General features: G+C 69.8%; 22 protein-coding genes. 14 read left to right on the forward strand and 8 right to left on the reverse strand.

Annotated features, from left to right (window positions below; all coding sequences use genetic code 11):
• Positions 1-12: 12 nt before the first annotated feature.
• Together soxR and JR064_RS06195 are read left to right on the forward strand one after the other, a co-directional pair.
• On the forward strand, positions 13-450 hold the full coding sequence (gene soxR, locus JR064_RS06190) for a redox-sensitive transcriptional activator SoxR (protein WP_179566298.1): 438 nt from the start codon (positions 13-15) through the stop codon (positions 448-450).
• Between the two features lie 43 nt (positions 451-493).
• Positions 494-1519, forward strand: coding sequence for a 2-hydroxyacid dehydrogenase (locus JR064_RS06195; protein ID WP_206229147.1), 1026 nt, complete (start codon positions 494-496; stop codon positions 1517-1519).
• A gap of 12 nt (positions 1520-1531) precedes the next feature.
• On the opposite strand, the gene JR064_RS06200 is transcribed toward JR064_RS06195, so the two are convergent.
• From JR064_RS06200 to JR064_RS06215, 4 genes are all read right to left on the reverse strand, one after another.
• The gene (locus tag JR064_RS06200) at positions 1532-1987 is read right to left on the reverse strand and encodes a DUF4426 domain-containing protein (protein ID WP_191826570.1); all 456 of its coding nucleotides are present in this window, start codon (positions 1985-1987) and stop codon (positions 1532-1534) included.
• 12 nt (positions 1988-1999) lie between these two features.
• The gene (gene proC, locus JR064_RS06205) at positions 2000-2833 is read right to left on the reverse strand and encodes a pyrroline-5-carboxylate reductase (RefSeq protein WP_179566292.1); all 834 of its coding nucleotides are present in this window, start codon (positions 2831-2833) and stop codon (positions 2000-2002) included.
• Between the two features lie 150 nt (positions 2834-2983).
• On the reverse strand, positions 2984-4030 hold the full coding sequence (locus JR064_RS06210; RefSeq protein WP_206229148.1) for a hypothetical protein: 1047 nt from the start codon (positions 4028-4030) through the stop codon (positions 2984-2986).
• A 278-nt stretch (positions 4031-4308) separates the two neighbouring features.
• Positions 4309-4995, reverse strand: a complete 687-nt coding sequence (locus tag JR064_RS06215) for a YggS family pyridoxal phosphate-dependent enzyme (protein WP_206229149.1) — start codon at positions 4993-4995, stop codon at positions 4309-4311.
• Between the two features lie 88 nt (positions 4996-5083).
• Here JR064_RS06215 and JR064_RS06220 point away from each other — a divergent pair, with 88 nt between their 5' ends.
• The 9 genes from JR064_RS06220 to JR064_RS06260 all read left to right on the forward strand — a co-directional run bounded on the left by JR064_RS06220 (position 5084) and on the right by JR064_RS06260 (position 17014).
• Positions 5084-6121, forward strand: a complete 1038-nt coding sequence (locus tag JR064_RS06220) for a type IV pilus twitching motility protein PilT (RefSeq protein WP_104557606.1) — start codon at positions 5084-5086, stop codon at positions 6119-6121.
• 113 nt (positions 6122-6234) lie between these two features.
• Positions 6235-7365 carry a PilT/PilU family type 4a pilus ATPase gene (locus JR064_RS06225; protein WP_179566286.1) on the forward strand — a complete coding sequence of 377 codons (1131 nt, stop codon included), beginning with the start codon at positions 6235-6237 and terminating at the stop codon, positions 7363-7365.
• Positions 7366-7526: 161 nt separating this feature from the next.
• Entirely contained in the window at positions 7527-8792 is a 1266-nt protein-coding gene (locus JR064_RS23300) for a WD40 repeat domain-containing protein (RefSeq protein WP_206229150.1), read from the forward strand.
• On the forward strand, positions 8789-10285 hold the full coding sequence (locus JR064_RS06235; protein ID WP_191826574.1) for a GGDEF domain-containing protein: 1497 nt from the start codon (positions 8789-8791) through the stop codon (positions 10283-10285). The genes JR064_RS23300 and JR064_RS06235 overlap by 4 nt, the downstream gene beginning before the upstream one ends.
• 50 nt (positions 10286-10335) lie before the next feature.
• Positions 10336-10935, forward strand: coding sequence for an MFS transporter permease (locus tag JR064_RS06240; RefSeq protein ID WP_206229151.1), 600 nt, complete (start codon positions 10336-10338; stop codon positions 10933-10935).
• Positions 10936-11103: 168 nt separating this feature from the next.
• Complete coding sequence (locus JR064_RS06245; protein WP_241092900.1) at positions 11104-11778, forward strand: YitT family protein; 675 nt, start codon at positions 11104-11106, stop codon at positions 11776-11778.
• Between the two features lie 588 nt (positions 11779-12366).
• Positions 12367-13740, forward strand: a complete 1374-nt coding sequence (locus JR064_RS06250; protein ID WP_338123751.1) for a hypothetical protein — start codon at positions 12367-12369, stop codon at positions 13738-13740.
• A gap of 36 nt (positions 13741-13776) precedes the next feature.
• Positions 13777-15885 carry a LodA/GoxA family CTQ-dependent oxidase gene (locus tag JR064_RS06255; RefSeq protein WP_206229153.1) on the forward strand — a complete coding sequence of 703 codons (2109 nt, stop codon included), beginning with the start codon at positions 13777-13779 and terminating at the stop codon, positions 15883-15885.
• Positions 15886-15898: 13 nt separating this feature from the next.
• Complete coding sequence (locus tag JR064_RS06260) at positions 15899-17014, forward strand: FAD-dependent oxidoreductase (protein WP_241092886.1); 1116 nt, start codon at positions 15899-15901, stop codon at positions 17012-17014.
• A gap of 79 nt (positions 17015-17093) precedes the next feature.
• Here the strand turns inward: JR064_RS06260 and JR064_RS06265 are convergent, their stop codons facing one another.
• The 4 genes from JR064_RS06265 to JR064_RS06280 form a co-directional block, all read right to left on the reverse strand.
• Positions 17094-17996 (reverse strand): DUF72 domain-containing protein, encoded by a 903-nt coding sequence (locus tag JR064_RS06265; protein WP_206229154.1) that lies wholly within the window; start codon positions 17994-17996, stop codon positions 17094-17096.
• A gap of 104 nt (positions 17997-18100) precedes the next feature.
• Positions 18101-19165 carry a hypothetical protein gene (locus tag JR064_RS06270; RefSeq protein WP_338123870.1) on the reverse strand — a complete coding sequence of 355 codons (1065 nt, stop codon included), beginning with the start codon at positions 19163-19165 and terminating at the stop codon, positions 18101-18103.
• Positions 19166-19320: 155 nt separating this feature from the next.
• A complete protein-coding gene (locus JR064_RS06275; RefSeq protein WP_179566270.1) occupies positions 19321-19860 on the reverse strand; it encodes a DNA-3-methyladenine glycosylase I in 540 nt (179 codons plus the stop codon).
• A gap of 15 nt (positions 19861-19875) precedes the next feature.
• Positions 19876-21684, reverse strand: a complete 1809-nt coding sequence (locus JR064_RS06280) for a DUF4153 domain-containing protein (protein ID WP_206229155.1) — start codon at positions 21682-21684, stop codon at positions 19876-19878.
• 106 nt (positions 21685-21790) lie between these two features.
• Between JR064_RS06280 and JR064_RS06285 the strand changes: the two genes are divergently transcribed.
• Genes JR064_RS06285 through JR064_RS06295 form a run of 3 tightly spaced genes read left to right on the forward strand, consistent with a single transcriptional unit; the run spans position 21791 to position 23814 of the window.
• Positions 21791-22357 carry a YqgE/AlgH family protein gene (locus tag JR064_RS06285; protein WP_179566267.1) on the forward strand — a complete coding sequence of 189 codons (567 nt, stop codon included), beginning with the start codon at positions 21791-21793 and terminating at the stop codon, positions 22355-22357.
• Positions 22350-22847 carry a Holliday junction resolvase RuvX gene (ruvX, locus tag JR064_RS06290; RefSeq protein ID WP_179566265.1) on the forward strand — a complete coding sequence of 166 codons (498 nt, stop codon included), beginning with the start codon at positions 22350-22352 and terminating at the stop codon, positions 22845-22847. Before JR064_RS06285 ends, ruvX begins: the two co-directional genes overlap by 8 nt.
• A 19-nt stretch (positions 22848-22866) precedes the next feature.
• Entirely contained in the window at positions 22867-23814 is a 948-nt protein-coding gene (locus JR064_RS06295; RefSeq protein WP_206229156.1) for an aspartate carbamoyltransferase catalytic subunit, read from the forward strand.
• The last annotated feature ends 53 nt before the right edge of the window (positions 23815-23867 follow it).

The following is a 23867-nucleotide window of genomic DNA, read 5'->3' on the forward strand; positions in this document are numbered from 1 at the left end:
CGAGGTCAAGCGATGCACGAGGAACTGAGCGTGGGGCAGGTGGCCGAACGCAGCGGCGTGGCGGTGTCCGCGCTGCATTTCTACGAGAAGAAGGGCCTGATCCATAGCCTGCGCACAGCCGGCAACCAGCGCCGCTATGCGCGCGACGTCCTGCGCCGGCTGGCGGTGATCCGCGTCGCGCAGCGCGTCGGCGTGCCGCTGGACAGCATCAAGGCCGCGTTCGCGCAGCTGCCCGATGCGCGCACGCCCACGCGCGCGGAGTGGGCGCGGATGTCGGCGGCCTGGCGCCAGGAGCTGGACGCACGCATCCTGCAGCTGACCCAGCTGCGCCACCAGCTCACCGATTGCATCGGCTGCGGCTGCCTGTCGCTGCGCCGCTGCCGCTTGAGCAACCCCGCCGATGCGCTGGGCGCGCAGGGCGAAGGCGCGCAGCGCTGGACAGCGCCGTGAGCCACGCCGATGCTGGGCGCTGCGTAACCAGCGGAGCGGTGTGATGAAAGTGGCGGTCTACAGCGCGCGACGCTACGACATGAAGTTGCTGGCGCAGGCCAATGCCGCGCATGGCCACGACCTGGTGTTCGTGCAGGACGCGCTGAGCGCGGCGACGGTGCCGTTGGCGGCCGGCTGCGGCGCGGTCTGCGTGTTCGTCAACGACCGGGTCGACGATGCCGTACTCGCGCTGCTGGCCACGCTGGGCGTGGGCCTGGTCACCACCCGCTCCACCGGCTTCAACCATGTCGACGCGCTGGCCGCGCAGCGCCACGGCATCGCCACCGCGCGGGTCAGCGACTATTCGCCGTACTCGGTGGCCGAGTTCGCGGTGGGGCTGCTGATCGCGGTCAACCGGCGCATCGCCCGCGCCAGCCAGCGCACCCGCGACGGCAACTTCGAGCTGGACGGGCTGATGGGCTTCGATCTGCACGGGCGCACCGTCGGCGTGGTCGGCACCGGCAAGATCGGCCGCATCTTCGGCCGCATCATGGCCGGCTTCGGCTGCCGCATCCTCGGCTTCGATCCGTTCCCGCATGCCGAGTTCCTGGCCCAGGGCGGCACCTATGCGGACCTGCCGACCCTGCTGGCGCAGAGCGACGTGGTCTCGCTGCACTGCCCGCTGACGCCGCAGACCCAGCACCTGATCGACGCGGCCGCGCTGCAGCGGATCAAGCCCGGCGCGCTGCTGGTCAACACCAGCCGCGGCGGCCTGGTCGATACCGAAGCGGTCATCGCCGCACTGAAATCGGCACGGCTGAGCGGCCTGGCGATCGATGTCTACGAACAGGAAGCGGACCTGTTCTTCCACGACCTGTCGGCCACGGTCATCACCGACGACGTGATCCAGCGCCTGGTGTCGTTCCCGAACGTCATCGTCACCGGCCACCAGGCGTTCTTCACCGAAGAGGCGATCGGCCAGATCATGGCGGCGACGCTGGACAACATCAGCGCCTTCGAACGCGGCGCGCCGGTGCCGAACCCGGTTCCGTTGCCGCTCCCGCCCGGCGCTGCGAGCGGCGGCGCCTGACCCGAAAACGCGCTAGAAGCTGCGGCTGAAGCGCACCGTGCCGGCGCCGTCGGCGCTGCGCACGTCCACCACGAAATTCAGCTGGTCGTGCTCGCTGGTGCGCACCGTGCCGACATAGTCGGTGTAGGCGTCGGTGACCGCTTCGCGCAAGGCGATGGGTTGCCGGCGGCCGCTCAGGTCGGCGGCCACGGCACGCACCTCGCCGGTGGCCGGGAGTTCTTCGCTGCCGTGCACGCGGCGCAGCGCGATCATCACCAGGGCGGTGTCGGCGGCGCGCACGATGCCGTAGCGGCGCGCCACGCTGTCGCTCATCGCCAGCGTCGGCAGCGCGTTGTAGTGCACCCGCAGCGCACCCAGGTCGGCCTGCGCGGGCGTGGCCGCGACCAGCGTGGCGGGGCGCGGCGCGTCCTGCGCCGAGCAGGCGGCCAGGGTCAGGCACAACAGCGCGGTGGCAGGCAGGCGGCGCATGGCGGCTCCGGGTCAGTCGTTGGCGGCGGACAAGGCGCGGCCGCGGGCGGCGGCGGCGGCGATGGCGGTGGCGGTCAGCGCCTCGAAGCCGCCGGCCTGGAAGGTCTCGATCGCGGCCTGGGTGGTGCCGTTGGGCGAGGTCACCCGGCGCCGCAGTTCGCTCGGCGCCTCGCCGGATTCGGTGAGCATGCGCGCCGCGCCGAGCACGGTCTGCAGCACCAGCGTGCGCGCCGCCGCGGCCGGCAGGCCTTGCGCGATGGCGGCCGCCTCCATCGCTTCGGCGAGCAGGAACACATAGGCCGGGCCGCTGCCGGAGACCGCGGTGACCGCATCGATCAGCGCCTCGTCCTCGACCCAGACGGTGACGCCGGCGGCGGCCAGCAACTGTTCGGCCTGGCGCTTGTGCGCGGCGCTGGCCTGCGCGTTGGCGAACAGCCCGGTGACGCCGGCGCCGAGCAGCGCCGGCGTGTTCGGCATCGCCCGCACCACCGCGTGCGCGCCGCCCAGCCAGCGGTCGATCTGCCGTGCGGTGATGCCGGCGGCGATGGACAGCAGCAGCGGCCGCTGCGCCTGGGCCAGCGTGGCCAGTTCGTTGCAGACGCTGCGCAGCACCTGCGGCTTGACCGCGAACACCCACAGCGGCGCGCCGTCGGCCGCTTCGGCCGCCTCGGCGACCGCGTGCACGGCGTAGTCGGCGGCCAGCGCCTCGCGCAGCGCCGGCACCGGCTCGGCGACGCGGATGGTGTCCGGCGCGATGCCCTGCCGGACCAGTCCGGCGATCAGGCTGCGGGCCATGTTGCCGCCGCCGATGAAGGCGATGTCGGCGCTGGAATGGGCAGGAGGCATGGCGAGGCACCGAGGACGCGAGTGCGCCTATGGTAGCGGCTGCAATGCCGGCGGACAGCCTGTCGGTCGCTGGCCGGCGCGGCGAGCGGCCGCTGCTGCCGTTCCGGTGGCCCGCGCTGGCGACAGGCCGCATCGCCAGCGCGGGGTGGCTCAGTTGGCCTCGGTGAAGGCGATCGAGGGCGTGCTGCCGCCCGACGCGGTGCAGCTGCCCAGGTTCAGATTGTTGGTCTCGCCGGTGGTGCCGGCATTGGCGGCACAGGTCGGCGCGGCAGTGGAGCCGTTGGTCGCCGCCACCTTGACCGTGATCGACGAACCGGAATTGAAGTTCGCGCGCGAACCGCCGGCATTGCCCACCACATTGAACTCGGACGACTTCCACACCGTCGCCAGTTTCACCACGCTGTCCTTGGCGCTGATGCTGTAGGCGGTGCTGCCGTTGGTGAAGGTGATGCTGTCGTTGCCGTTGGCGGTCGCCGAGCCGGTCAGCTTGACGTTGGCCAGCTGCGTCGCCGGCACGTCGGGGGCGCTGACCGCATTGCTGTTGCGGTAGCAGTCGGTGCCGCCGTCGCTGAGCCAGCCGCTGGGGCAGCTGGAGCCGTAGCCGATCAGCCAGTACTGGATGAACACCGCCGCCTCGCCCTGGGTCTCGTAGTCGGTGGCGTAGACGAACTGCTGCCACACGGTGCAGCCGGAGTGTCCGTTGCACACGCTGGTGGTGCCGTCGTAGTTGGAGTTGATCTGCAGCGAGTATTCGTTGGGACCGAGAATGCCGCCGCCGCCGAAGGCGGAGACGCCGACGCCGGTTTCCGAGGTGACCCCGCTGACCTGCGGAAAGCTGCCCACGGTCTTGCTGATCAGGGTGCTGGACTGCAACGCGTAGTCGTAGCCGTTGCCGGTGGTTTCGGTGGCGCCCCAGTGCACGCGGTGCGGGATGGGATGGACATGCCGGGTCAGGGTCTTGCAGGTGTCCGCTTGCCAGTCGGTGCTGGGGTAGGTGGCGTGGAAGCAGCCTTCGGCCGGCGCCGGCAGGTGCGCCATGGTGTCGCGCCAGGCGCCGTGCGCGCGCACCTCGGCGGGCGTCATCAGCGATTCGTCGGTTGCCGACGCCGCAGTCGCCATTGGCGCGGCCATGGCGGCGGGGACCTGCAGCAAGCCGATGACACACGAAGCAAGCAGGAATCTGGTCGATGCATCCATTTGGTTGACCTCGTACGAGCCGATCTCATTCGGCGATGGGCCGCGGAAAGCCCGCGGCCGGGGCCATGGAAACGGAGGTTTTCGAGGCAGGACTTTGACCGACTTAACGGTTATTGACCCGCTCTGCGGGCGGACGTTCGCGCACGCAGAAACGCGATGTTTTTCAACTGTTTGACCTACGACATCTTTCCGACGTCGCTTAATCGCGTTTGAATATTCCGTAGACAAGCGCGCGCCCGCGCTTGCCATCGCAACAGCGTTGGCCGCGCTGCGCGGTTTCAGGGCGCCGCGCGTGGCGCGCGGCTGCCGAACAGCGCGGTGCCGATGCGCACCATGGTCGCGCCGTCGGCGATCGCCGCGGCGAAGTCGCCGCTCATGCCCATCGACAGCGTGTCGGCGCCGGGGTGCCGCGCTTGCAGGCCGTCGAGCAGGGCGCGCATGCGTTGGAACGCCGCGCGCCGCAGCGCCTCTTCGGGAAACGGCGCCGGGATCGCCATCAGCCCGCGCAGGCGCAGCCTCGGTTGCGCGGCGATCGCCGCGGCCAGCGCGTCCACCTCGCCGGGGGCGCAGCCGTGCTTGCTGGTCTCGTCGTCGATGTTGACCTGGATCAACACGTTCAGCGGCGGCCGCTGCGCTGGGCGGCCGTTGGCCAGGGCGGCGACCAGCTTGATCCGGTCCACGCTCTGCACCCAGTCGAACAGCACGGCGGCCTGTTCGGCCTTGTTCGACTGCAGGTGGCCGATCAGATGCCATTCCAGCTCCAGCCCCGCCAGCTCGGCGATCTTGCCGGCCGCTTCCTGCACGTAGTTTTCGCCGAACGCACGTTGTCCCTGCGCGGCCAGGGCCGCGATCGCCGCGGCCGGCTGGGTCTTGGACACGGCCAGCAGGCACGCCGGCGGGCGCTGTGCGCAGGCCGCGGCGCGGTCCATGTCCAGGCGGATCTGCTGCAAGGGGGAGAGGGGCACGGGCGGCGCTTCTGGCAATGGGGAAGGGCGCTATACTGCCGCCCGGGGAATCATCCTTCCAGTCGCAGCCCAAGGGGAAAAGCAGCGTATGGATATCGCTGAACTATTGGCGTTCTCGGTCAAGAACAAGGCATCCGACCTGCACCTGTCCGCCGGCCTGCCGCCGATGATCCGGGTCGATGGCGACGTGCGCCGCATCAACATCCCGGCGCTGGACCACAAGCAGGTGCACGCGCTGGTGTACGACATCATGTCGGACAAGCAGCGCCGCGACTACGAAGAGTTCCTCGAAGTCGACTTCTCGTTCGAGATTCCCAGCCTGGCGCGCTTCCGCGTCAACGCGTTCAACCAGAACCGCGGCGCGGGCGCGGTGTTCCGCACCATTCCCTCGGAAGTGCTGACCCTGGAAGACCTGGGCTGCCCGCCGATCTTCCGCCAGCTGATCGACCAGCCGCAGGGCCTGATCCTGGTCACCGGCCCGACCGGCTCGGGCAAGTCGACCACGCTCGCCGGCATGATCGACTACATCAACAAGAACGAATACGGCCACATCCTCACCGTCGAGGATCCGATCGAATTCGTGCACACCTCGCAGAAGTGCCTGATCAACCAGCGCGAGGTGCACCGCGACACGCACGGCTTCAACGAGGCGCTGCGCTCGGCGCTGCGCGAAGACCCGGACATCATCCTGGTCGGCGAGTTGCGCGACCTGGAAACCATCCGCCTGGCGCTGACCGCCGCGGAAACCGGGCACCTGGTGTTCGGCACCCTGCACACCAGCTCGGCGGCCAAGACCATCGACCGCATCATCGACGTGTTCCCCGCCGGCGAGAAGCCGATGGTGCGCTCGATGCTGTCCGAATCGCTGCGCGCGGTGATCTCGCAGGCGCTGCTGAAGAAGGTCGGCGGCGGCCGCACCGCGGCGTGGGAGATCATGGTCGGCACCCCGGCGATCCGCAACCTGATCCGCGAGGACAAGGTGGCGCAGATGTACTCGGCGATCCAGACCGGCCAGCAGAACGGCATGCAGACCCTGGACCAGCACCTGCAGGACCTGGTCAAGCGCAGCCTGATCACCCGCAACCAGGCGCGCGAGTACGCCAAGGACAAGCGTGTGTTCGAGTAGCCGGGATTGGGGATTCGGGATTGGGGATTCGCAACGGCGGGTTTCCGGTCCGGGCCCCGCTCTAGCGAATCCCGAATCTCCAATCCCGAATCCCTGCTCCGAAGGAGCCCGCCATGAGCACCATCGACTTCACCTCGTTCCTGAAACTGATGGCGCACCAGAAGGCGTCGGACCTGTTCATCACCTCGGGCATGCCGCCGGCGATCAAGGTGCACGGCAAGATCACCCCGATCACGCAGACGCCGCTGACTTCGCAGCAGAGCCGCGATCTGGTGCTGAACGTGATGACCCCGGCGCAGCGCGAGGAGTTCGAGAAGACCCACGAGTGCAACTTCGCCATCGGCGTGGCCGGGGTCGGGCGCTTCCGCGTCAGCTGTTTCTACCAGCGCAACCAGGTCGGCATGGTGCTGCGCCGGATCGAGACGCGCATCCCCACGGTCGATGAGCTGAACCTGCCGCCGGTGATCAAGACCCTGGCGATGACCAAGCGCGGCATCATCATCTTCGTCGGCGCCACCGGCACCGGCAAGTCGACCTCGCTGGCGGCGATGATCGGCTACCGCAACCAGAATTCCACCGGGCACATCATCACCATCGAAGACCCGATCGAGTTCGTGCACAAGCACGAGGGCTGCATCATCACCCAACGCGAAGTCGGCATCGACACCGACAGTTGGGAGAACGCGCTGAAGAACACCCTGCGCCAGGCGCCGGACGTGATCATGATCGGCGAGGTGCGCACCCGCGAAGGCATGGACCACGCCATCTCCTTCGCCGAAACCGGCCACCTGGTGCTGTGCACCCTGCATGCCAACAACGCCAACCAGGCGATGGACCGCATCATCAACTTCTTCCCCGAGGACCGCCGCAGCCAGCTGCTGATGGACCTGTCGCTGAACCTGCGCGGCGTGGTCGCGCAGCAGTTGATCCCGACCCCCGACGGCAAGGGCCGGCGCGTGGCGATGGAGATCATGCTCGGCACCCCGCTGGTGCAGGACTACATCCGCGAGGGCGAGATCCACAAGCTCAAGGACGTGATGAAGGAATCCACCAACCTGGGCATGAAGACCTTCGACCAGAGCCTGTTCGAGCTGTACCAGGCCGGCGAGATCAGCTACGAGGACGCGCTACGCCACGCCGACTCGCAGAACGAAGTGCGCCTGCGCATCAAGCTCGCCCAGGGCGGCGACGCCAAGACCCTGGCGCAGGGCATGGACGGGGTGGAGATCGCCGAGGTGCGCTGAGCCGGTCCGTCCGACAGGCGGTCGGGAGGGCAGGCGCAGGCAAGATGACAGGGAATCGACACGACACCGGTTATATGCAGGTCCTCCGCTGGTGTCGTGTTTTCAGCCAAATGCTCGCAGGAGTCCGTTGAGGACTCTTCAACCCAAGGGAGGGGATCCGCGTGAACGACGTGCCTGAGGTGCTCTGGTCGACACAGCCGCATGCCGGCTACTACATCAATTCGGTGGCGGTGTCCGGCGATGGCAATGTCATCGCCGCCGGTACCTTCTTCCACGAATACAGCAGCGCGTCGCAGAGTGCCGGGCTGGACGCGGTGCCCGTCGCCCAGCGCAAGATCTTCGAACGCATCGACCCTGCCGCCACGCGCAGCGATGTGCGCGGCAACCAGGACGGGACCTTCGGCACCTACGCCTGGGATCGCACCGGCAAGCCGCTGCTGGCGAAGGAATTCGACGGCTGGCAGGGCGTGTACTGGGTCGATGTCGCGGCGAACGGGAGCACCGTCGCCAGCTGCGGCTGGAGGAGCCAGAATCCGTACGCGGGCTTCATCGGGGCCTGGTCGGTGCCCGGCGGCGAGGAACTGCTGTCGTATCCGCTGACTGGGGGCCGCGGCAACATGGTGTCGCTGGATGGGCGTGGGCTGACCTTGCTGGCCGGTGCCGATCAGGGCTATCTGTTCTGCCGCGGCGCCGCCGCAGCCTTCCCCGCGCCTGTGTACATCGCGCTGAGCGCTGCCGGCGACACCGTCGTCGCCACGGGCCTCTCCATCGACGGCAGCACCGGGCTGGTGGCCAGCTATCACGGCGAGATCATCCTGTTCTCGATCGCCTCCGGACAGCCGACGGCGCTGGCGCGCTGGCAGTTGCCCAATGGCGCCTACACCCATACCGCGGCGCTGTCCGGCGATGGGCGCAGGGCCTATGCCGGCGCCGGCGACGGCACGCTGTACGCCTTCGACGTGGCCGCGTTCCAGCGCACGCCCGCGCCGGCCTGGAGCGTGGCAGCACCGGGTGGCGCGAAGACCATCTACGGGCTGGCCTGCGATGCCGCCGGGGACAAGGTCGCGATCGCCGGCAACGTCCCGCAAGGCGGCATCGTCGCCGTGTTCGCCGATACCGGCAGCGCGGCCCAGCCGCAGTGGACGGCGTCCAGCCAGTACTCGCCCAACTGCCTGGCGTTCGATCCTGGCGGGCGCTGGTTGGGGCTGGCCGATGGCCACCCCGACGGTACGCCTGGCGGGTTCACCCTGTGGGATGCGAGCGATGGCGCGCTGCAATGGAACTGGGCCGCGGGCAACATGAGCTGGCCGATCCGGCTGAGCGGCGATGCGTCGGTGGTGGTGGGCGGCAGCGACGACAGTTCGGTCACCGCGTTCGTCGGCCCCGGTTCGGCCACCGTCCGGAGCCGGCCGGAGGCGGATGGATGACAGGCTGGGACGCCGAGGCGCCGTTCCGCACGCGCGCCGCGGCGCCGCGCCGTCCCGGCGCGCTGCTGATGCTGTCGGTGGTGCTGGTGGTGGCGTGGTTGGCGGGCTTCGAGTTGGCGCGGGTGCTGGGCTATCAGACGCATGCGAGCCTGTGGTTCCCGCCGGTGGCGGTGACGCTGGCCGCCTTCATGGTGCTGGGCTGGCGCGGCGCGCCGGCGATCGCCATCGCCTGCGTGCTGGCCACGCTGCTCAGCTTCTATCGCACGACCGAGCATCCGGCCGTCCCCGGCCGGGCGGTCCTGTGGTACGCGCTGCTGTTCACCGCGCAACAGTTCTGCATCTGGGGCGGACTGGCCTGGCTGCTGCGGCGGGTCGGGCAGGGGATGTCCTCGACCAGCCTGCCGCGCGCGGTCACCTACTTCATCCTGGGCGGCGGGGTGGCCTCGCTGCTGTCCGCCTGCCTGGGCGGCGCGGGACTGGTCGTCACCGGCGCCATCGATCTGCCGGCCATGTTCGCCCAGTCGATCCCGTGGGCGATCGGCGACTACGCCGGTCTGCTGGCGCTCGGCCCGCTGGCGATCCTCGCGGTGCTGCGTCTGGCCGAGTCCCTGGGGATCGCACCGCGGCCCGGCATCCCGCGCTTGTCGGGGATGATCGCGCCGAGCGGAAGCGCCGCGGGCTATCTGGTCAAGCTCGCGCTGCTGCTCGGCATCACCCTGGTGGTGATGTGGCTCGCGGCCGCGTTGCCGCGACAGCCGGCGGTGGTCTTCGCGTTGTTCGTGGTGGTGGTGATCCAGCTGTGGATCGTGCATACCCACGGAATGCTGCAGGCGCTGGTGGCGATCGCCGCCTTCAGCCTGATGATCGCACTGGCCACGCCGCTGCTGCGGCTCGAGGCGCAGGCGCTCGCGCTGCAGTTCGCCATGATCAGCCTGGCGGCGAACAGCTACTTCGGTTTGGCCGTCCCCGGGCTCTACGCCGACAACACGCGGCTGCGCCATGCGCTGGTGCGCGATCCCGTGACCGGGGCGCTGTCGCGGACCGGATTCCTGGAACAGGTGCTCAACGATCTGCAACTGGCCGCGCAGGAGCCACGTCCGTTGGCGGTGATCGTCGCCGACATGGACAACCTCAAGGCGATCAACGACCAGTTCGGACACGCCGCCGGCGATGCGGCCTTGCGTGCCTTCGTCAAGCGCTGCCGGAGCTGTCTGCGGCCGGGCCAGTTGCTCGGGCGCCGCGGGGGCGACGAGTTCGCGCTGTACCTGCCGCTGACCACGCCGGACAAGGCGCGCGGGCTCACCGATGCGCTGCGCGGGGCGCTTGCCAATCCCGGCGAGGACGACGGCTTCGCGACCGGGCTGTCGGCCAGCTTCGGCCTGGCCCTGTGCGACCGGCGGGATCTAGACGCGGAGGCGCTGGAGGAACTTCTCGAACGCGCCGATGCGGAGATGTACGCGGACAAGCGGCAGCGCCGCGCCTTCGCTCGCTGACCGCGGTCGACGCGGCGCGATTCGACAAACGCATCGGCCGAGTGCCACGCATGCAAATGGACAACCCCTACGCCGTCCCTGCCGCCGCGCTGGCGGACGCCGCGCCCGATGCCGCCCCGACCGATCCGCTGGCCGCGCTGTTCGCGCCGTCGGGCATCAAGCTGGCCCTGTTGTGCACGACCACGTTCGGCTGGTATGCGCTGTACTGGTTCTATCGCAACTGGCAGGCGATCCGCCTGATCTGCGGGCGCCGGCGCATCTCGCCGGTGTGGCGCTCGGTGTTCTCGCTGATCTGGATCTTCGCCTGCTTCCGCGCTCTGGATCGCTTGATCGGCGCGCACCGCCGCAGCGTACTGGGCTGGTGGGGACCGGCCCTGGCGTATGTCGGATTGAGCCTGCTGGCGGCGTGGCCGACCCGACTGTCGTTCCTGGCGCTGCTGTCCTGGACGCCGCTGCTCGCGATCAACCGGCGCCTGGTCCGCTTCAAGCGGGCGCGCGGCTTGCGCGAACGCCCGCAGGAGCGATTCACCGCGTGGACGTGGGTGTGGCTGGCGATCGTCGCACCGTTCTTTTCGCTGGCGCTCTTCATGCTGGTGGTGAACGTGCTGCTGCAGCAACCGATCCAGGTGAACTTGCCCGCACCCCGCTGAGCCGGCGTCGCGGGGGGCGGCGCATCGCCGGTCCGGCATGCGGTCGCGATCCGTGGATGAAGTTTCATCTGCAACCACCGCCCCGCTTGGTGTCTAATACCGCACCCCCGCGTCTTGCCTATTCCCGTGAGCCTCCCCGATTCCGATCTGCGTCCGGACCTGGACCCTTTGCCCGACGACGGCACCGTCGTCACTTCCGGGCCGCTGACGCCGCCGGCGGATTCGGCCGGCACCGCGCGCGATGCGCAGGCGCTGCGGCACAGCGTGGCCGAAGACATCCAGGGCATGCTGCTGGCGACGCTGGTGGCCTCGCTGGGCCTGGCGGTGTTCGCCAAGGGCGGACTGATGATCGGCGGCATGGCCGGGGTGGCGTTCCTGCTGCACTACGCGCTGGGCTGGAACTTCGGCCTGATGTTCGTGCTGGTGAACCTGCCGTTCTACTGGCTGTCGGTGCGGCGCATGGGCTGGGAGTTCACCCTGAAGACCTTCGTCGCGGTCGCCGCCTGTGGGGTGCTGACCGATCTGCTGCCGCGCTGGGCGCAGTATTCGGCGATGACGCCGCTGTATTCGGCGCTGGTCGGCGGCGCGCTGGTCGGGCTGGCGATCCTGTTCTTCATCCGCCATCGCGCCAGCCTCGGCGGCGTCGGCATCCTGGCGGTCTACCTGCAGCGCAGCCGCGGCTGGAGCGCGGGCAAGGTGCAGATGAGTTTCGACGGGGCGCTGATGCTGATCGCGTTCTTCGTGCTGGCGCCGCCGCAGGTGCTGTACTCGGCGATCGGCGCGGTGGTGCTGAGCCTGGTGCTGATGTTCAACCACCGCTCCGGGCGCTACATGGGCGTGTGAGCGGCACGCCGCTGCGCCTGCGTTGCGCGACGCGCGCAATGCGCGGCGCGTCGGTCTGCGTTGGACGCAGGCGGCGAATGCCGACACCATCGCCAGGCGGCGCTCGATGCCGTGCCGATCCCATGTGCGTGCAACCGCCTTTGCGGTAGTGGGCGTCCGATCCACCTTTCGCACTTTCATGATGCGCATTCCATGCGCTGCGGGCGCGTGACCGCAGCAACAGTTGGAGTCAGGACGCCATGCCTCGGGTGAAGGCATGGCCCGTTCGCAACTGTCTACGGGAGATCCCGCGTGTCTACGAAATGGCCTTGTCGGCGCGTTCGCCGGCGGCGCATGCTGGTTGCGCAGGCGAGGGGCAATACGCGCGAATGACGTGACGCGATCCACGGGAGTCATCGTGCCTGCGATGGGGGAACCGAACTAGATTTTCCAGCGCTTGCCGGTCGGCATCGTGAGCTGCCGCATGGCCGCGCGCCGTCATGGAATGTGGCGTTTTCAGCTGTCTTTCGCGTACCGAAGGAGAATGCGATGAAGCGTGCGATAGGGTTCGCGGCGTTTGTCTGTGTCTTGATCGCGGCGTGTTCGGCCGTGAATCCCGGTCCCGGTCCGGGACCGCAACAGGGCAGTGGCGGCGTGCTGCCGACCAAGCCGGGATCCGTGGCCGGCGCCTGCGTGCCGCCCGGGTCGCCGAATTCGAACTGGTTTCCGCACGCGAACACGCCGGCGCCGGATTCGACGGATTTCGGTTCCGACAGCACCAATTGCGACTTCCACATCTGGTCGTGGAATGCGTTCCTGTGGCTGACCCAGGACGTGGGCGGCCAGCCGCGCTTCCTGACCATGACCACCGACGGTATCGGCGGTGTCGCCGACGGCGTGCTGGACCCGTTGATCGGCCGCGCGCAGCAGGCGCGCACCGTGGAACTGATCGATCAGGCCGGGCCGGACGGGGTGTTGGTGGATCGCAACGGACGCGCGGTCTACTACTCGATCCACTCCAACGACGTCTTCGGCCAGTTCATCGCCAGCAACGGCCTGCAGGACCCCAAGCGACTGCGCGCATTCAATCCCGACACGGCCTTTCCGGTGGGCAGCATGACCCTGAAGGCGGCGTGGAAGGTGGTGCAGCCGGGCGAGGACGTCTCGACGTTCTATACCCGCCAGGCGCAGATCGCGAAGCTGGGCATGCGCAAGGGCAAGATCGTGGCCACCGCCGACACCGAAACCCAGACCGTGGCGCTGGTCGGCTTCCATATCGGCGGCACGGTCAACGGGCATCCGGAAATGATCTGGGCCACCTTCGAGCACCAGGACAATGCGCCGGACCTGCCGCAGCCGATGGAGAAGATGCAGCCGAACGACATCGTCTCCGCCAGGGATTGGACGTTCTATCAGGCCAATACCCCGCTGAAGCAGTGCAACGTCAACGCGGCCGGTTCCGGTGCGCTGACCCTGAACGCGCAGACGCAGACCCTGAGCCCGGTCACCCAGGTGTGCCGCATGGTGCCTTACGGCGGAGAAAAGCCGTGCCCGAGCGGACAGGACTGCAACATCGACAACATCAAGTCGATGAACGCCTCGGTGGATGGCCAGTTGAACGATGTGTGGAAGAACTACTTCGAGGTCGGCGCGATCTGGTTCAACCAGATGGACGCGCTGCAGCCCAACTGCACCTTCCAGCCCGGCTCGTCGCTGGAGTGCGTGCCGCCGGACAAATCGCCGCTGCTCACCGGCTCGATGCGGCTGTCCAATTCCACCATCGAGACCTTCACCCAGGTGCAGAGCACGCAGGACAACTGCTTCGCCTGCCACAACACCACCCAGGTGATTTCGCCCGATCCGCGCGCGCAGTCGTTGCCGGGGCTGAACGTCAATCTCAGCCATGTGGTGATCAACGATTACTTCCAGGCGCAGCTGCCGCAGAAGGCGCCGCCGGCGCCGCGGCCGGCCGCGCAGCGCTGATGCGCGCCCCCTCATCCGGATCAGGAGCAGATCATCATGTCCAGCAACGTGTTTCGAGTGCATCCGGCGATCGGCATCGGCCGCGTCGGCGATAGCCAGGCGTTCTATCTGGCGCCGGTGACCGCGGCCGGCGTGCGCGGCGCCGACGGTCTGATGGGCGGGTTGCCGGTGCAGCCCGGTACCGAGTCCACGCCGATCACCGCCGAGCAGTTCCGCGATGCCGACGGCAACGTCAAGCGCCAGGCCGCGCGTTTCCACATCTACGCCTATCCCGGCGGCAGTTCCGGCACGTATCCCAACGGCGGCGGCACGCGCGTGGACGTGGGCAGCACGATCGACGGCAAGACGGTGAAGGACATCGTCTGGACCGTGCATGTGGCCAACAAGAAGCTCAACAACTATTCGACGGTGAGCAAGGGCGAGCAGTTTCGTGGCATCGCCGCGTACGAGTCGCCGGGCCTGTTGCAACTGCGCAATCCGGACTACACCGGTTCGGGCGACCCCGACGATCCGGTGCGCCTGCAGCAGTTGGTCATCGACCCCGGTCCGCGCGCGATCAGCGTCGCTGCCGGCAGCGCGGCGGCGCTCGGTTTCGATATGCAGACCACTCCCAGCTACGCCGATGCCGCCGGCACGATCCAGCCGGTGCCGGACTATCCGGTCAGCTTCCCGTTGATGTTCCATACGCTTCACGAGCCGCTGGGCACGCTCGACTCGTTGGGCGACATGCGCGTGGAAGCCAACGGCGCGTTGATCGTGGCCGGCGGCTTTGCGCGGACCTCGGCGGTCGTGCAGGCCGACGGAAGCTATCCGCCGTTGACGGATGCGACCGAGAACGGCCTGTGGTACGACGATGCCGCCGACGGCCCGGTCAATGCCGTGCTGATCTTCAGCGACGGCTCCAGCGCCAGCGTGCAGGGCGCCTGGTACGTCACCGGCGATCCGGGCTACGCGCCGCAGACCCGCAATGTGGTCTCCACCTGGGACGACGTCTACGACGTGTGGGTGCGCGAACTGGGGCTGGTGCCGTCGCTGTACGCCAACAACGCCTTCGTCGGCACCTACCAGCCGTCCTTCAGCGACGACATCCAGCCGATCTTCCACGCGGCCATGCTGCAGCGCTGGAACACCAACCTGCCGTCGGGCGCGATCAGGGGCCACGACATGATCGGGCAGATCCAGCCGACCGACGACCCGACCGCCAAGATCCCCAACCTGAAGACCCTGATCCGCGATCCCGCCTCCGCGGCCGACACCCAGACCGGCTCGCCGATGATGCCGCTCTCGCTCGGCGATGCGCAGAAGAGCTTCCTCAGCGTCAGCGCGACCCAGTACTTCCTGCTCAACCAGTGGCATGGCAACAACTACGTGCAAGGCGGCGCACCGACGCTGGGGCCCGGCGAGCTGCTGGACCGGGTCACGCTGCAGAACTGCCTGGGCGGCCGCTACAGCCCGGGCATCGAGGTGTCGTTCCCGATCCGCGACACCAACCTCTATGTGACGCAATGGCAGCAACAGGATTGCGGGCCGTTCCGCATCAACCAGGCGTCGCTGGACTACGGCGCCGCGCAGAAGGGCAAGCCGTTCCTGAGCTTCGGCTACGTGCCGCTGCAGTCGTACCCGGTGGAACCAGGCGATCTGTCCAAGTTCATGTCGGTGCCGTGGCATACCGACTACAACTCCTGCGCCACCCATCTGCCCGATCCCAATCCGGGAGCCGGCAGCAGCAACCCGAACATCCCCCCGAACAACACCTTGTTCTGGTCGTGGCCGGCGGAGCGGCCCTTCGCGGTCTATCCGGTGGCGTTGTGCCAGGTCGATCCGGAAGACGAGACATGGTACCCGGGCCCGCAGGTGTATTCCGTGCGCGGCACCGGCACCGACAGCGACTATCCGGCGCAGGTCGGGCGCTTCCAGAACTACGCGGATTTCGTCGCCAACTGGGCCAAGGTCGGCTTCGTCGTCAGCGGTGCGCAGATCGCGCCGCCGGCGGGGCAGCCGCCGTATCCGGCGGACATGTTCCTGGAGGTCGCGAGCCAGTTCGACGTGGGCCAGGAATTCGTCGCGCCCTGGCCGATGGCCAACATTCCGGCCTATCCGCCGCCGTCGGCAGCGGTGACCGCCGATGCCGATGGTCTCGGCTGAGCCGATCGACGCGATGGCCGCGAACGCACGCCATGCCGTGGCGATCGTCGGCGGCGGCGCGGCCGGATGCGCCACCGCACTGGCGCTGGCCGCGCGCGGTATCGAGGATGTCGTGGTGGTCGACATGGGCCGCGCGCCGGGCTGGCGGCTGGGCGAGGCGCTGGCACCGACGGCCAGCGCGGCGCTGCAGCGCCTGGGCGTGTGGGATGCGTTCCTGGCGCAGCGGCCGCTGGCGTCGGCCGGCAGTTGCGCCAGTTGGGGCGCGCCGGAACTGGGCTACAACGACTTCATCGTCGCCGGCCAGGGCAAGGGCTGGCACGTGGATCGCGCCGCCTTCGACGCGATGCTGGCGGCGGCGGTTCCGGCGCGGGGCGGCACGCTGTTGCGCGGACTGCGCCTGGGCGCGATCGGCCGCGACGCGGACGGCGGCCATGTCCTGGAACTGCATGGCCAGCACGGCGATGCGCGCCGCGTGCGTGCCGGATTCCTGGTGGATGCCAGCGGCATCGCCGCCGTCGCGGTGCGGCGGCTGGGCGTGGCGCGCAACGAAGTGGACTGCCTGGCGTTCGTCGCCGGCGTCTTCGCGCTGGAGCGCGCGGACGCGATTCCGTCGCAGGCCTTGCTGGAGGCCTGTCGCGATGGCTGGTGGTACGCGGCGAAGTTGCCGGGTGGGCGCATGATGCTGGCCCTGGCGCTGGAGCCGCGCCGGCAGCGGCAGTTCCTGGACACGGCGGCGTGGCTGGCGGCGGCGCAGCAGACCCAGCACGTCGCGCGCTGGCTGGCGCAGGGCGGTGCGACGTTGCCCGATGCCGGCGGCCTGATCGCCGCACTCGGGCCGTCGGCGATCCTCAGCCGCGTGGTCGGCGAGGATTGGCTGGCGGTGGGCGACGCGGCCAGCGCCTACGACCCGCTGACCGCGCACGGCATCGTCAAGGCCCTGCAGGACGGCGAGGCGGCGGCGCACGCCCTGGCGGCGCGGCTGCAGGGCGGCGGCGCGGCACCGCTGGCGGCCTACCAGGACGGGGTGTTCGCACGCTTCCGTGCCTATCTGCGCGAGCGCGGGGCGTTGTACGCGCGCGAGCGGCGTTGGGCGCAAGCGCCGTTCTGGCAGGCGCGGCTGGCGGCTTGATCCGCCGCACGGCGGCGCTGCATGTGCGCTGCGGCGCAACGACCGTGTCGGGGCATGCCGTCGCGTGCTGGTGCCGGCGTCAGCCGTCGCGTTCGTCGCGATCCGGGCACGGCGTCGCGATGCCGAGCCGTTGCGCCAGGCGCCGCGCGTCGAACGGCGCATGCACCTTCATGTCGTTGTCGAAGTAGCAATACACGTCGCGGCGCGTGCGCCGCGCGGCGGCAGGACCCGCGCGTTGCGCCGCGGCCGGCTCGCCGCCGCGGTGCCAGGCGTCGATCCGTGCGGCCCAGGCGTCCAGCGCCTGGTCGCTGTAGCCGCTGGCATACAGCTGCGCGTCGCCGTGCAGGCGCAGGTACAGGAAATCGGCGGTCACGTCTTCCAGGTACGGCCATTTGCCGGCGGTGTCGGCCTGCACCAGGGCGACGCGGTGCTTGCGCAGCAGCGCGATCGCCGCGGGCGTGGCGAAGCTGGGATGGCGCACCTCCAGCGCGTGGCGCAGGCGCCGGTTGCGGTCGATATGCAGCAGGCTGCGCTCGCGCATGCGTGCGGCGTCGCGCTTGCTGGCCAGGGTCAGCGCCGCTGCGTGGCTGCGCGGCAACAGCGACAGGAACTCGTCCAGCAATGCAGGGTCGAAGGCCAGCGACGGCGGCAGTTGCCACAGCAACGGTCCCAGCTTCGGCCCCAGCCCGAGCAGGCCGGAAGCGAAGAAGTTGGCCAGCGGCTGCTCGCAATCGCGCAGCCGTTTCAGGTGGGTGACGAAACGCGGACCCTTGACCGCGAACACGAAGCCGCGCGGCGTCGCAGCGTGCCAGGCGGCGTAGCTCTTCGGCGTCTGCAGCGAATAGAACGAGCCGTTGAGTTCGACCGAGCGGAAGCAGCGCGAGGCGTATTCCAGTTCGCGCCGCTGCACCAGGTCGGGCGGATAGAACACGCCGCGCCACCGGGGGTAGCGCCAGCCGGAGATGCCGATACGCAGGCTCATGCGCCGACCATGCCGGCGGCGGCGTTCAAGCGCCGTGCATGCCATGGCAAGACCGCGTCGGCCGTGGCGTGGCCGGCGTGGCGCAGACGGTCAGCCGGCGGCGTTCATTGCCCAGCCGGCGTGGCCGCGATCACTGCGACGCCGGCGCGCGCGCGAATGGACAACAACGGCAACGCCACCGCCTGCTGGCCGGGCGCGGCGTACAGCCACAGCGCGCAGCAGGCGGCGTAGGAGGTCAGGTAGCTGCTGCGGAAGGCGACGATGCTGGCGCTGTAGCAGTCCGATCCGTGCCGCAGGCGCAGGTCGGCGACGTAGTCGAAGGTGTAGTGGCCGGCGTCGCGCCACGGCCATTGCGCGCGTTCCTCGGGGTCGCCGATCCCGGCCGGAACCGGGCAGCGCGCGTTCGGGTCCGGGCTGCGCTGACGACCCTGCGCATCGAAGCCGAGGCGCTGCAGTTCCTTGTCCGCGACCGCGCGCCACTGCGGGTGCTGTGCCAGCCAGCGCGCTGCGTCCTGGTCCTCGGGCGTGGCCTGCGCCGGATCCTGCGGCGGCGCCAGCGTGTGCCGGTAGCGGTAGCGCACCTGCAGCACGCGCGGGCTGCTGCGCTCGCCGGGCAGCGGCGACAGCGGGCGCGACAGGGTCAGCATGTCCTGGAAGTAATCGCCGTCGCGATACGCCGCATAGCTGCGGCCGTCGATGCGCAGCCAGTACAGGGCCTGGTCGCCGCCGCGGCCATTGATGCTGAATACCCCCGTCGCCGGTTCCGCTTCGGATGCGGCATTGGGCGGGGCGAGGAAGCCGTGCGCGGCGTCGCGGCGCAGCACCGCGATCTCGGTGAACAGACCGGTGCCGCCGACGTAGGCGGTGTCCAGCAGGTCGCGTTGCCCGTCTTCGTCCAGGTCGAGCAGGGTGTAGTGGTGGTTGCCGTTTTCGGAGACGTCGTCCTGCACGGTGCTCGCGGGACCCAGGTATGTACGCAACGCCTGCCATTCGGCGGCGCTGACGCCGGCCGGTTGCTTGGGCGGCGGCGCCGCGGCGCCGTCCGCGTCCGCCGTGGCGATGTCGAAACTCAGCCCGGTGGTGTCCGCATGGCGCTGCAGCACCGTGTCGATCGGGGTGGGGTCGGTGGCCGGTTCGGCCTCGATCTCGCGGCGCAGCTGTTCCAACACCTGCGGCAGCGTCGTCGTCCCGCCATCGGCTACATGCGCCTGCGCCGCGCTGAAGGCGGCCAGCGCAAGCAGCGTTGCCGCAATCCACGATGTCGGCCGTGTCCGTGGCATCCGCTGCGAGGCGGCGCCGGCGACGCACGCAGGCGCGGCATGGTTCACGCGCTGCGCATCCACGCCGGATCCAGCCGCGCGATGCGCGCGAAGGCCGGGCAGTCTTCGCGGTGCGCGCCGCGCAGGTAGCCCAGGCTCATCAGGAACTCGCCGGTGATCTCGCCGCCGGTGAAGCGGAAAGTGCGCTTGAACAGCTTGATCCACTCGGCCTTGGCGCGCGGATGGTGCGCGTCCAGCCAGGCGGCGAAACCGCCGTGCGAGGCGCGCAGGCCCTGGATCACCTGCGCGTTGTGGATCGCCGCGTGCACCTTGAGCCGGTTGCGGACGATGCCGGGGTCGGCGAGCAGGCGCAGCACGTCGGCCTCGCCGTAGCCGGCGACCGTGTCCACATCGAACCCGGCATAGGCGGCACGGAAGCCGGCGCGTTTCTTCAGCATCAGCTCCCAGCTCAGTCCGGCCTGGTTGATCTCCAGCACCAGCCGTTCGAACAGGTCGGATTCGGCGCGCTGCGGAACCCCGTATTCGTCGTCGTGATAGGGGCCGTGCAGCGCGTGGCCGGGGGCGATGTCGCAATAGCTGGTCATGTCGGGCGGACTCCGTCAGTCGTCCTGGTCGTTGTCTTCGGGGGAGATTTCGGCGCGCTGCGCATCCGGCAAGGTCAGGTCCGGCCAGCGCCGCGGCGCCAGTTGCAGCTTGCCGGCGCGCAGCGCGTCGAACGGCGCATCCGCGCGATCGGGCGAGCTGGGCGAGAAATGCACGCGCGCCACGTCCTGCCAGCGGTCCTGGCGGTGCGCATGGATCCGGCATTCCATGCCGAAGTTGTCGGTGTCGTTGCACAGCAGCGCTTCACCGCTACCGTCGCCGTCCAGGTCGCGCACCAGCAGCACGCAGTGGTCCTCGCGCTGGCGACAGCCGCCGTCATGCAGGGTGCCGGCGAGCACCGCCTGCCACCAGCCATCGCCGGGATCGGCGCTGCCGGCGGCGAGCGGGATGTGCTGGCGCAGTTCGGCCGGAGCGGCGATGCGCTCCTGCGCGCGCTTCTCGTCGCTGGCGTCGCCGTCGTCGCCCCAGCGCTGCGTGCGCTGCAGGATGCGTTGCAGCCGTTCGCGCTGCGCCGGGTCCTCGGCGAAGCCGGGCGCATCGCGTAGCGACTGCGCCGCCCGGTAACCGCGGCGGCCGCTGTCGAAGCGCAGGTAATACAGATCCACGTCAGCGGCCGCGGTGCGGCCGTCGGCGAAGCGTTGCAGCTGGTCGCCGGCCACGATGCGGTACGGGTCCAGCAGCGGCGAAGCGGTGGCCAGCGCCAGCGCGATCACCACCCAGGACATGACCCGGTTGACCGGCGCCAGCGGCCGCAGCCAGCGCCCGTCCGGGCGCAGTACCGCCCACGCGTAGCCGAACGCGTAGCCGCAGGCGACCACCGCCACCAGCACGCCGTTGAAGCGCTCCGCGCTCCAGCCGTACTGGTCGATGCGCAGCCACAGCGCGTACAACGCCAGCAGCGCGTACAGCGACAGGCTCAGCAGGCCGGCGTCGATCAGCCGCCGCAGCCATTGCGGATAGGGCGCGGTGGCGGCGCCGTCCTGGTAGACGGCATTGACGAACACCACCAGCGCCGCCACCAGCGCGATCAGGATCTTGGCCGCGGCGCGGGTTTCCCACAGCGGCTGCAGGCCGGTGAACGGCAGGCTCAGCGCGAACAGCACCGCCACGAACGCCAGCAACGGCAGCAGCCCGGTGCAGATCGCGAACAGGATCTGCCGCATCACCTGCACCGCGCGCTGCTGGGTGCGGCCGATCAGCAGGCCCAGGCCGAACATGATGCCGGTGGCGAGATAGACGAACGCGCTCTGGCGGAACAGCTCGCGGAAGAACTCCAGCTTCACCAGCGCGAACAGCGCGCCCCACAGCCACAGCACCAGCCAGCAGATGCCGACGAACAGCCAGGCCAGGGCCAGGGTCAGCGCGTTCTGCCAGGCATGTTCGAACAATTCGCGGTACGGCGCCTGCCAGTGGCCATGCTGCAGCCGGCACTGCAGCCACGGCAGCAGCACGAACATGCCCAGCGCGATGGCCATGCCGAACGGCACCAGCACCTTCTCGCTGCGCAGCCCGGGCGCGCCGGTGGCGCTCCACGCGGCCCAGGCCGACAGCGCCGCCACCAGCAAGGCCAGGGCGATCGCGTGCTGCCACAGGCGCAATTCGCCCAGGCGCCGCACCGACAGCAGGATCAGCGTCGGCACCGTCAGCACCAGGGTGTACCAGCACACCCGGCCGCCCAGCGCCGCGAACGGCCACCACCCGGCATCGGCGCCACGCTGGGCCAGGTACAGCAGCGCGCCCTGCAGCAGCGCCACCAGAACGATGAAGGCGCGGGTCTGGCGCGGCAGATCGGGGGCGGTTTCCATGCGAGACAGCATCCTTGGCGGCGCGGCGGTGCGCGATCGGGGCGATTATGGCAGTCCGCCCCGGCCCGGCGCAGCGCCGGCGCGGGAGGGACGATAGAATGGGGCCATGTCCGCTTTGCCTACCCCCCTGGCCAACCAACTGCTGATCGCGCTGCCGGCGCTGTCCGATCCCAATTTCGCGCGCGGTGTGGCCCTGATCTGCCAGCACGACGCCAACGGCGCGATGGGCGTGCTGGTCAACCGCGCCTCCGAATACACGCTGGGCGAAGTGCTGGCGCAGATGGGCATCGACACCATCGACGACACGCTGCGCGAGCAGGTGGTGCTCAGCGGCGGGCCGGTGCATCCGGAACGCGGCTTCGTGATCCACGACGGCGAACGCGCCTGGGATTCGAGCCTGGCGTTCGGCGACGGCCTGTTCCTGACCACCTCGCGCGACGTGCTCGAAGCGATGGCGCGCGGCGACGGTCCGCGCAACGCGGTGGTCGCGCTGGGCTGCGCCGGCTGGGGCGCCGGACAGCTCGAATACGAACTGGGCGAGAACAGCTGGCTGACCGCGCCGGCCGACGCCGAACTGCTGTTCGAGCTGCCGCTGGAGCGGCGCTGGCAGACCGCGGCCGGCCGCATCGGCGTGGACCTGTTCCGCCTCACCGACTACAGCGGACATGCCTGAGCCCGGCGCGCCCGCTGCGGACAGCGCCGCCGCCGGCACGATTCGCCGCGACGGCACCGTGCTCGGTTTCGACGTCGGCAACCGCCGCATCGGCGTGGCCGTCGGCAGCAGCTTCGGCAGCGGCGCGCGCGCCCTGGCCGTGGTCGATGTGCACGCGCAGGGGCCGGACTGGCCGGCGCTGGACCGCCTGCACGCCGAATGGCGCCCGCACGGCCTGGTGGTCGGCGACCCGCTGACCCTGGAAGGCGCCGACCAGCCCAACCGGAAGCGCGCGCATGCCTTCGCCCGCGAACTCGGCGCCCGTTACAAGCTGCCGGTGGTGCTGGTCGACGAGCGCTCCAGTTCGGTCGAGGCGGCCAAGCGCTTCGCGGTGGACCGCGCCGCCGGCCGCAAGCGCCGCCGCGATGCCGCCGCGCTGGACGCGGTGGCCGCCGCGGTGATCATCGAGCGCTGGCTGGCCGCGCCCGACGACGCCACTCCCATTTCCTGATTCCCTGCCCGGACCCGCCATGACTGACCCGCAACTCGATTCGAACGGGCGCCTGCGCCACCTGCTGACCCTGGAAGGCCTGCCGCGCGCGACCTTGCTGCAACTGCTGGACCGCGCCGGGCAGATCCGCGACGCGGCGGTGGGCCGGGTCGGCAAGCGCAACGTGCTGGCCGGCACCGCCGTGTGCACGCTGTTCTTCGAACCGTCCACGCGCACCCGCAGCTCGTTCCAGCTGGCCGCGCAGCGACTCGGCGCGGACGTGCTGAACTTCGACGCCTCGACCTCGTCCACGCGCAAGGGCGAGACCGCGCGCGACACGCTGAAGAACCTGGAAGCGATGGGCGTGCGCGGCTTCGTCGTGCGCCATCCCGAGGACGGCGCGGTCGAGCGCCTGGCTGAAGCGGCCGGCGAGGGCACCGCGCTGATCAACGCCGGCGACGGCCGCAGCGCGCATCCCACCCAGGGCCTGCTCGACATGCTGACCCTGCGCCACGCCAAGGGCGGCGATTTCTCCAAGCTCAAGCTGGTCATCGTCGGCGACGTCAGGCACTCGCGCGTGGCGCGTTCGGACCTGCATGCGCTGCGCACGCTCGGCGCCGGCGAAGTGCGCGTGTGCGGCCCGCAGGCATTGCTGCCCGACGACGGCACCCTGGATGGCTGCGTGGTCGGCGACGACTTCGACGCCATGCTCGACGGCGTGGACGCGGTGATGATGCTGCGCCTGCAGCGCGAGCGCATGGAGGAAGGCCTGGTGGCCTCGCTGGAGGGCTACCACGCCCAGTACGGCCTCACCGCCGAACGCCTGCGCCGCGCCGCGCCGGGCGCGGTGGTGCTGCATCCGGGCCCGATCAACCGCGGCGTGGAGATCACCGACGAGGTCGCCGACGGTCCGCAGTCCTGCGTGCTGCGCCAGGTCGCCAACGGCGTGGCGGTGCGCATGGCGGTGCTGGAGACGTTGTTGGGGTGAGCGCGAGCGTGTGATCGCGACAGAACGTGTGGGAGCGACTTCAGTCGCGACGG

The organism is Xanthomonas bonasiae, assembly GCF_017163705.1.
Classification (GTDB): Bacteria; Pseudomonadota; Gammaproteobacteria; order Xanthomonadales; family Xanthomonadaceae; genus Xanthomonas_A; species Xanthomonas_A bonasiae.

Coding starts and splice junctions, on each gene's coding strand:
- soxR (WP_179566298.1), top strand. CDS start 13: ATGCACGAGGAACTGAGCGTGGGGCAGGTGGCCGAACGCAGCGGCGTG.
- JR064_RS06195 (WP_206229147.1), top strand. CDS start 494: ATGAAAGTGGCGGTCTACAGCGCGCGACGCTACGACATGAAGTTGCTG.
- JR064_RS06200 (WP_191826570.1), bottom strand. CDS start 1,987: ATGCGCCGCCTGCCTGCCACCGCGCTGTTGTGCCTGACCCTGGCCGCC.
- proC (WP_179566292.1), bottom strand. CDS start 2,833: ATGCCTCCTGCCCATTCCAGCGCCGACATCGCCTTCATCGGCGGCGGC.
- JR064_RS06210 (WP_206229148.1), bottom strand. CDS start 4,030: ATGGATGCATCGACCAGATTCCTGCTTGCTTCGTGTGTCATCGGCTTG.
- JR064_RS06220 (WP_104557606.1), top strand. CDS start 5,084: ATGGATATCGCTGAACTATTGGCGTTCTCGGTCAAGAACAAGGCATCC.
- JR064_RS06225 (WP_179566286.1), top strand. CDS start 6,235: ATGAGCACCATCGACTTCACCTCGTTCCTGAAACTGATGGCGCACCAG.
- JR064_RS06235 (WP_191826574.1), top strand. CDS start 8,789: ATGACAGGCTGGGACGCCGAGGCGCCGTTCCGCACGCGCGCCGCGGCG.
- JR064_RS06240 (WP_206229151.1), top strand. CDS start 10,336: ATGCAAATGGACAACCCCTACGCCGTCCCTGCCGCCGCGCTGGCGGAC.
- JR064_RS06255 (WP_206229153.1), top strand. CDS start 13,777: ATGTCCAGCAACGTGTTTCGAGTGCATCCGGCGATCGGCATCGGCCGC.
- JR064_RS06260 (WP_241092886.1), top strand. CDS start 15,899: ATGGCCGCGAACGCACGCCATGCCGTGGCGATCGTCGGCGGCGGCGCG.
- JR064_RS06265 (WP_206229154.1), bottom strand. CDS start 17,996: ATGAGCCTGCGTATCGGCATCTCCGGCTGGCGCTACCCCCGGTGGCGC.
- JR064_RS06275 (WP_179566270.1), bottom strand. CDS start 19,860: ATGACCAGCTATTGCGACATCGCCCCCGGCCACGCGCTGCACGGCCCC.
- JR064_RS06280 (WP_206229155.1), bottom strand. CDS start 21,684: ATGGAAACCGCCCCCGATCTGCCGCGCCAGACCCGCGCCTTCATCGTT.
- JR064_RS06285 (WP_179566267.1), top strand. CDS start 21,791: ATGTCCGCTTTGCCTACCCCCCTGGCCAACCAACTGCTGATCGCGCTG.
- ruvX (WP_179566265.1), top strand. CDS start 22,350: ATGCCTGAGCCCGGCGCGCCCGCTGCGGACAGCGCCGCCGCCGGCACG.
- JR064_RS06295 (WP_206229156.1), top strand. CDS start 22,867: ATGACTGACCCGCAACTCGATTCGAACGGGCGCCTGCGCCACCTGCTG.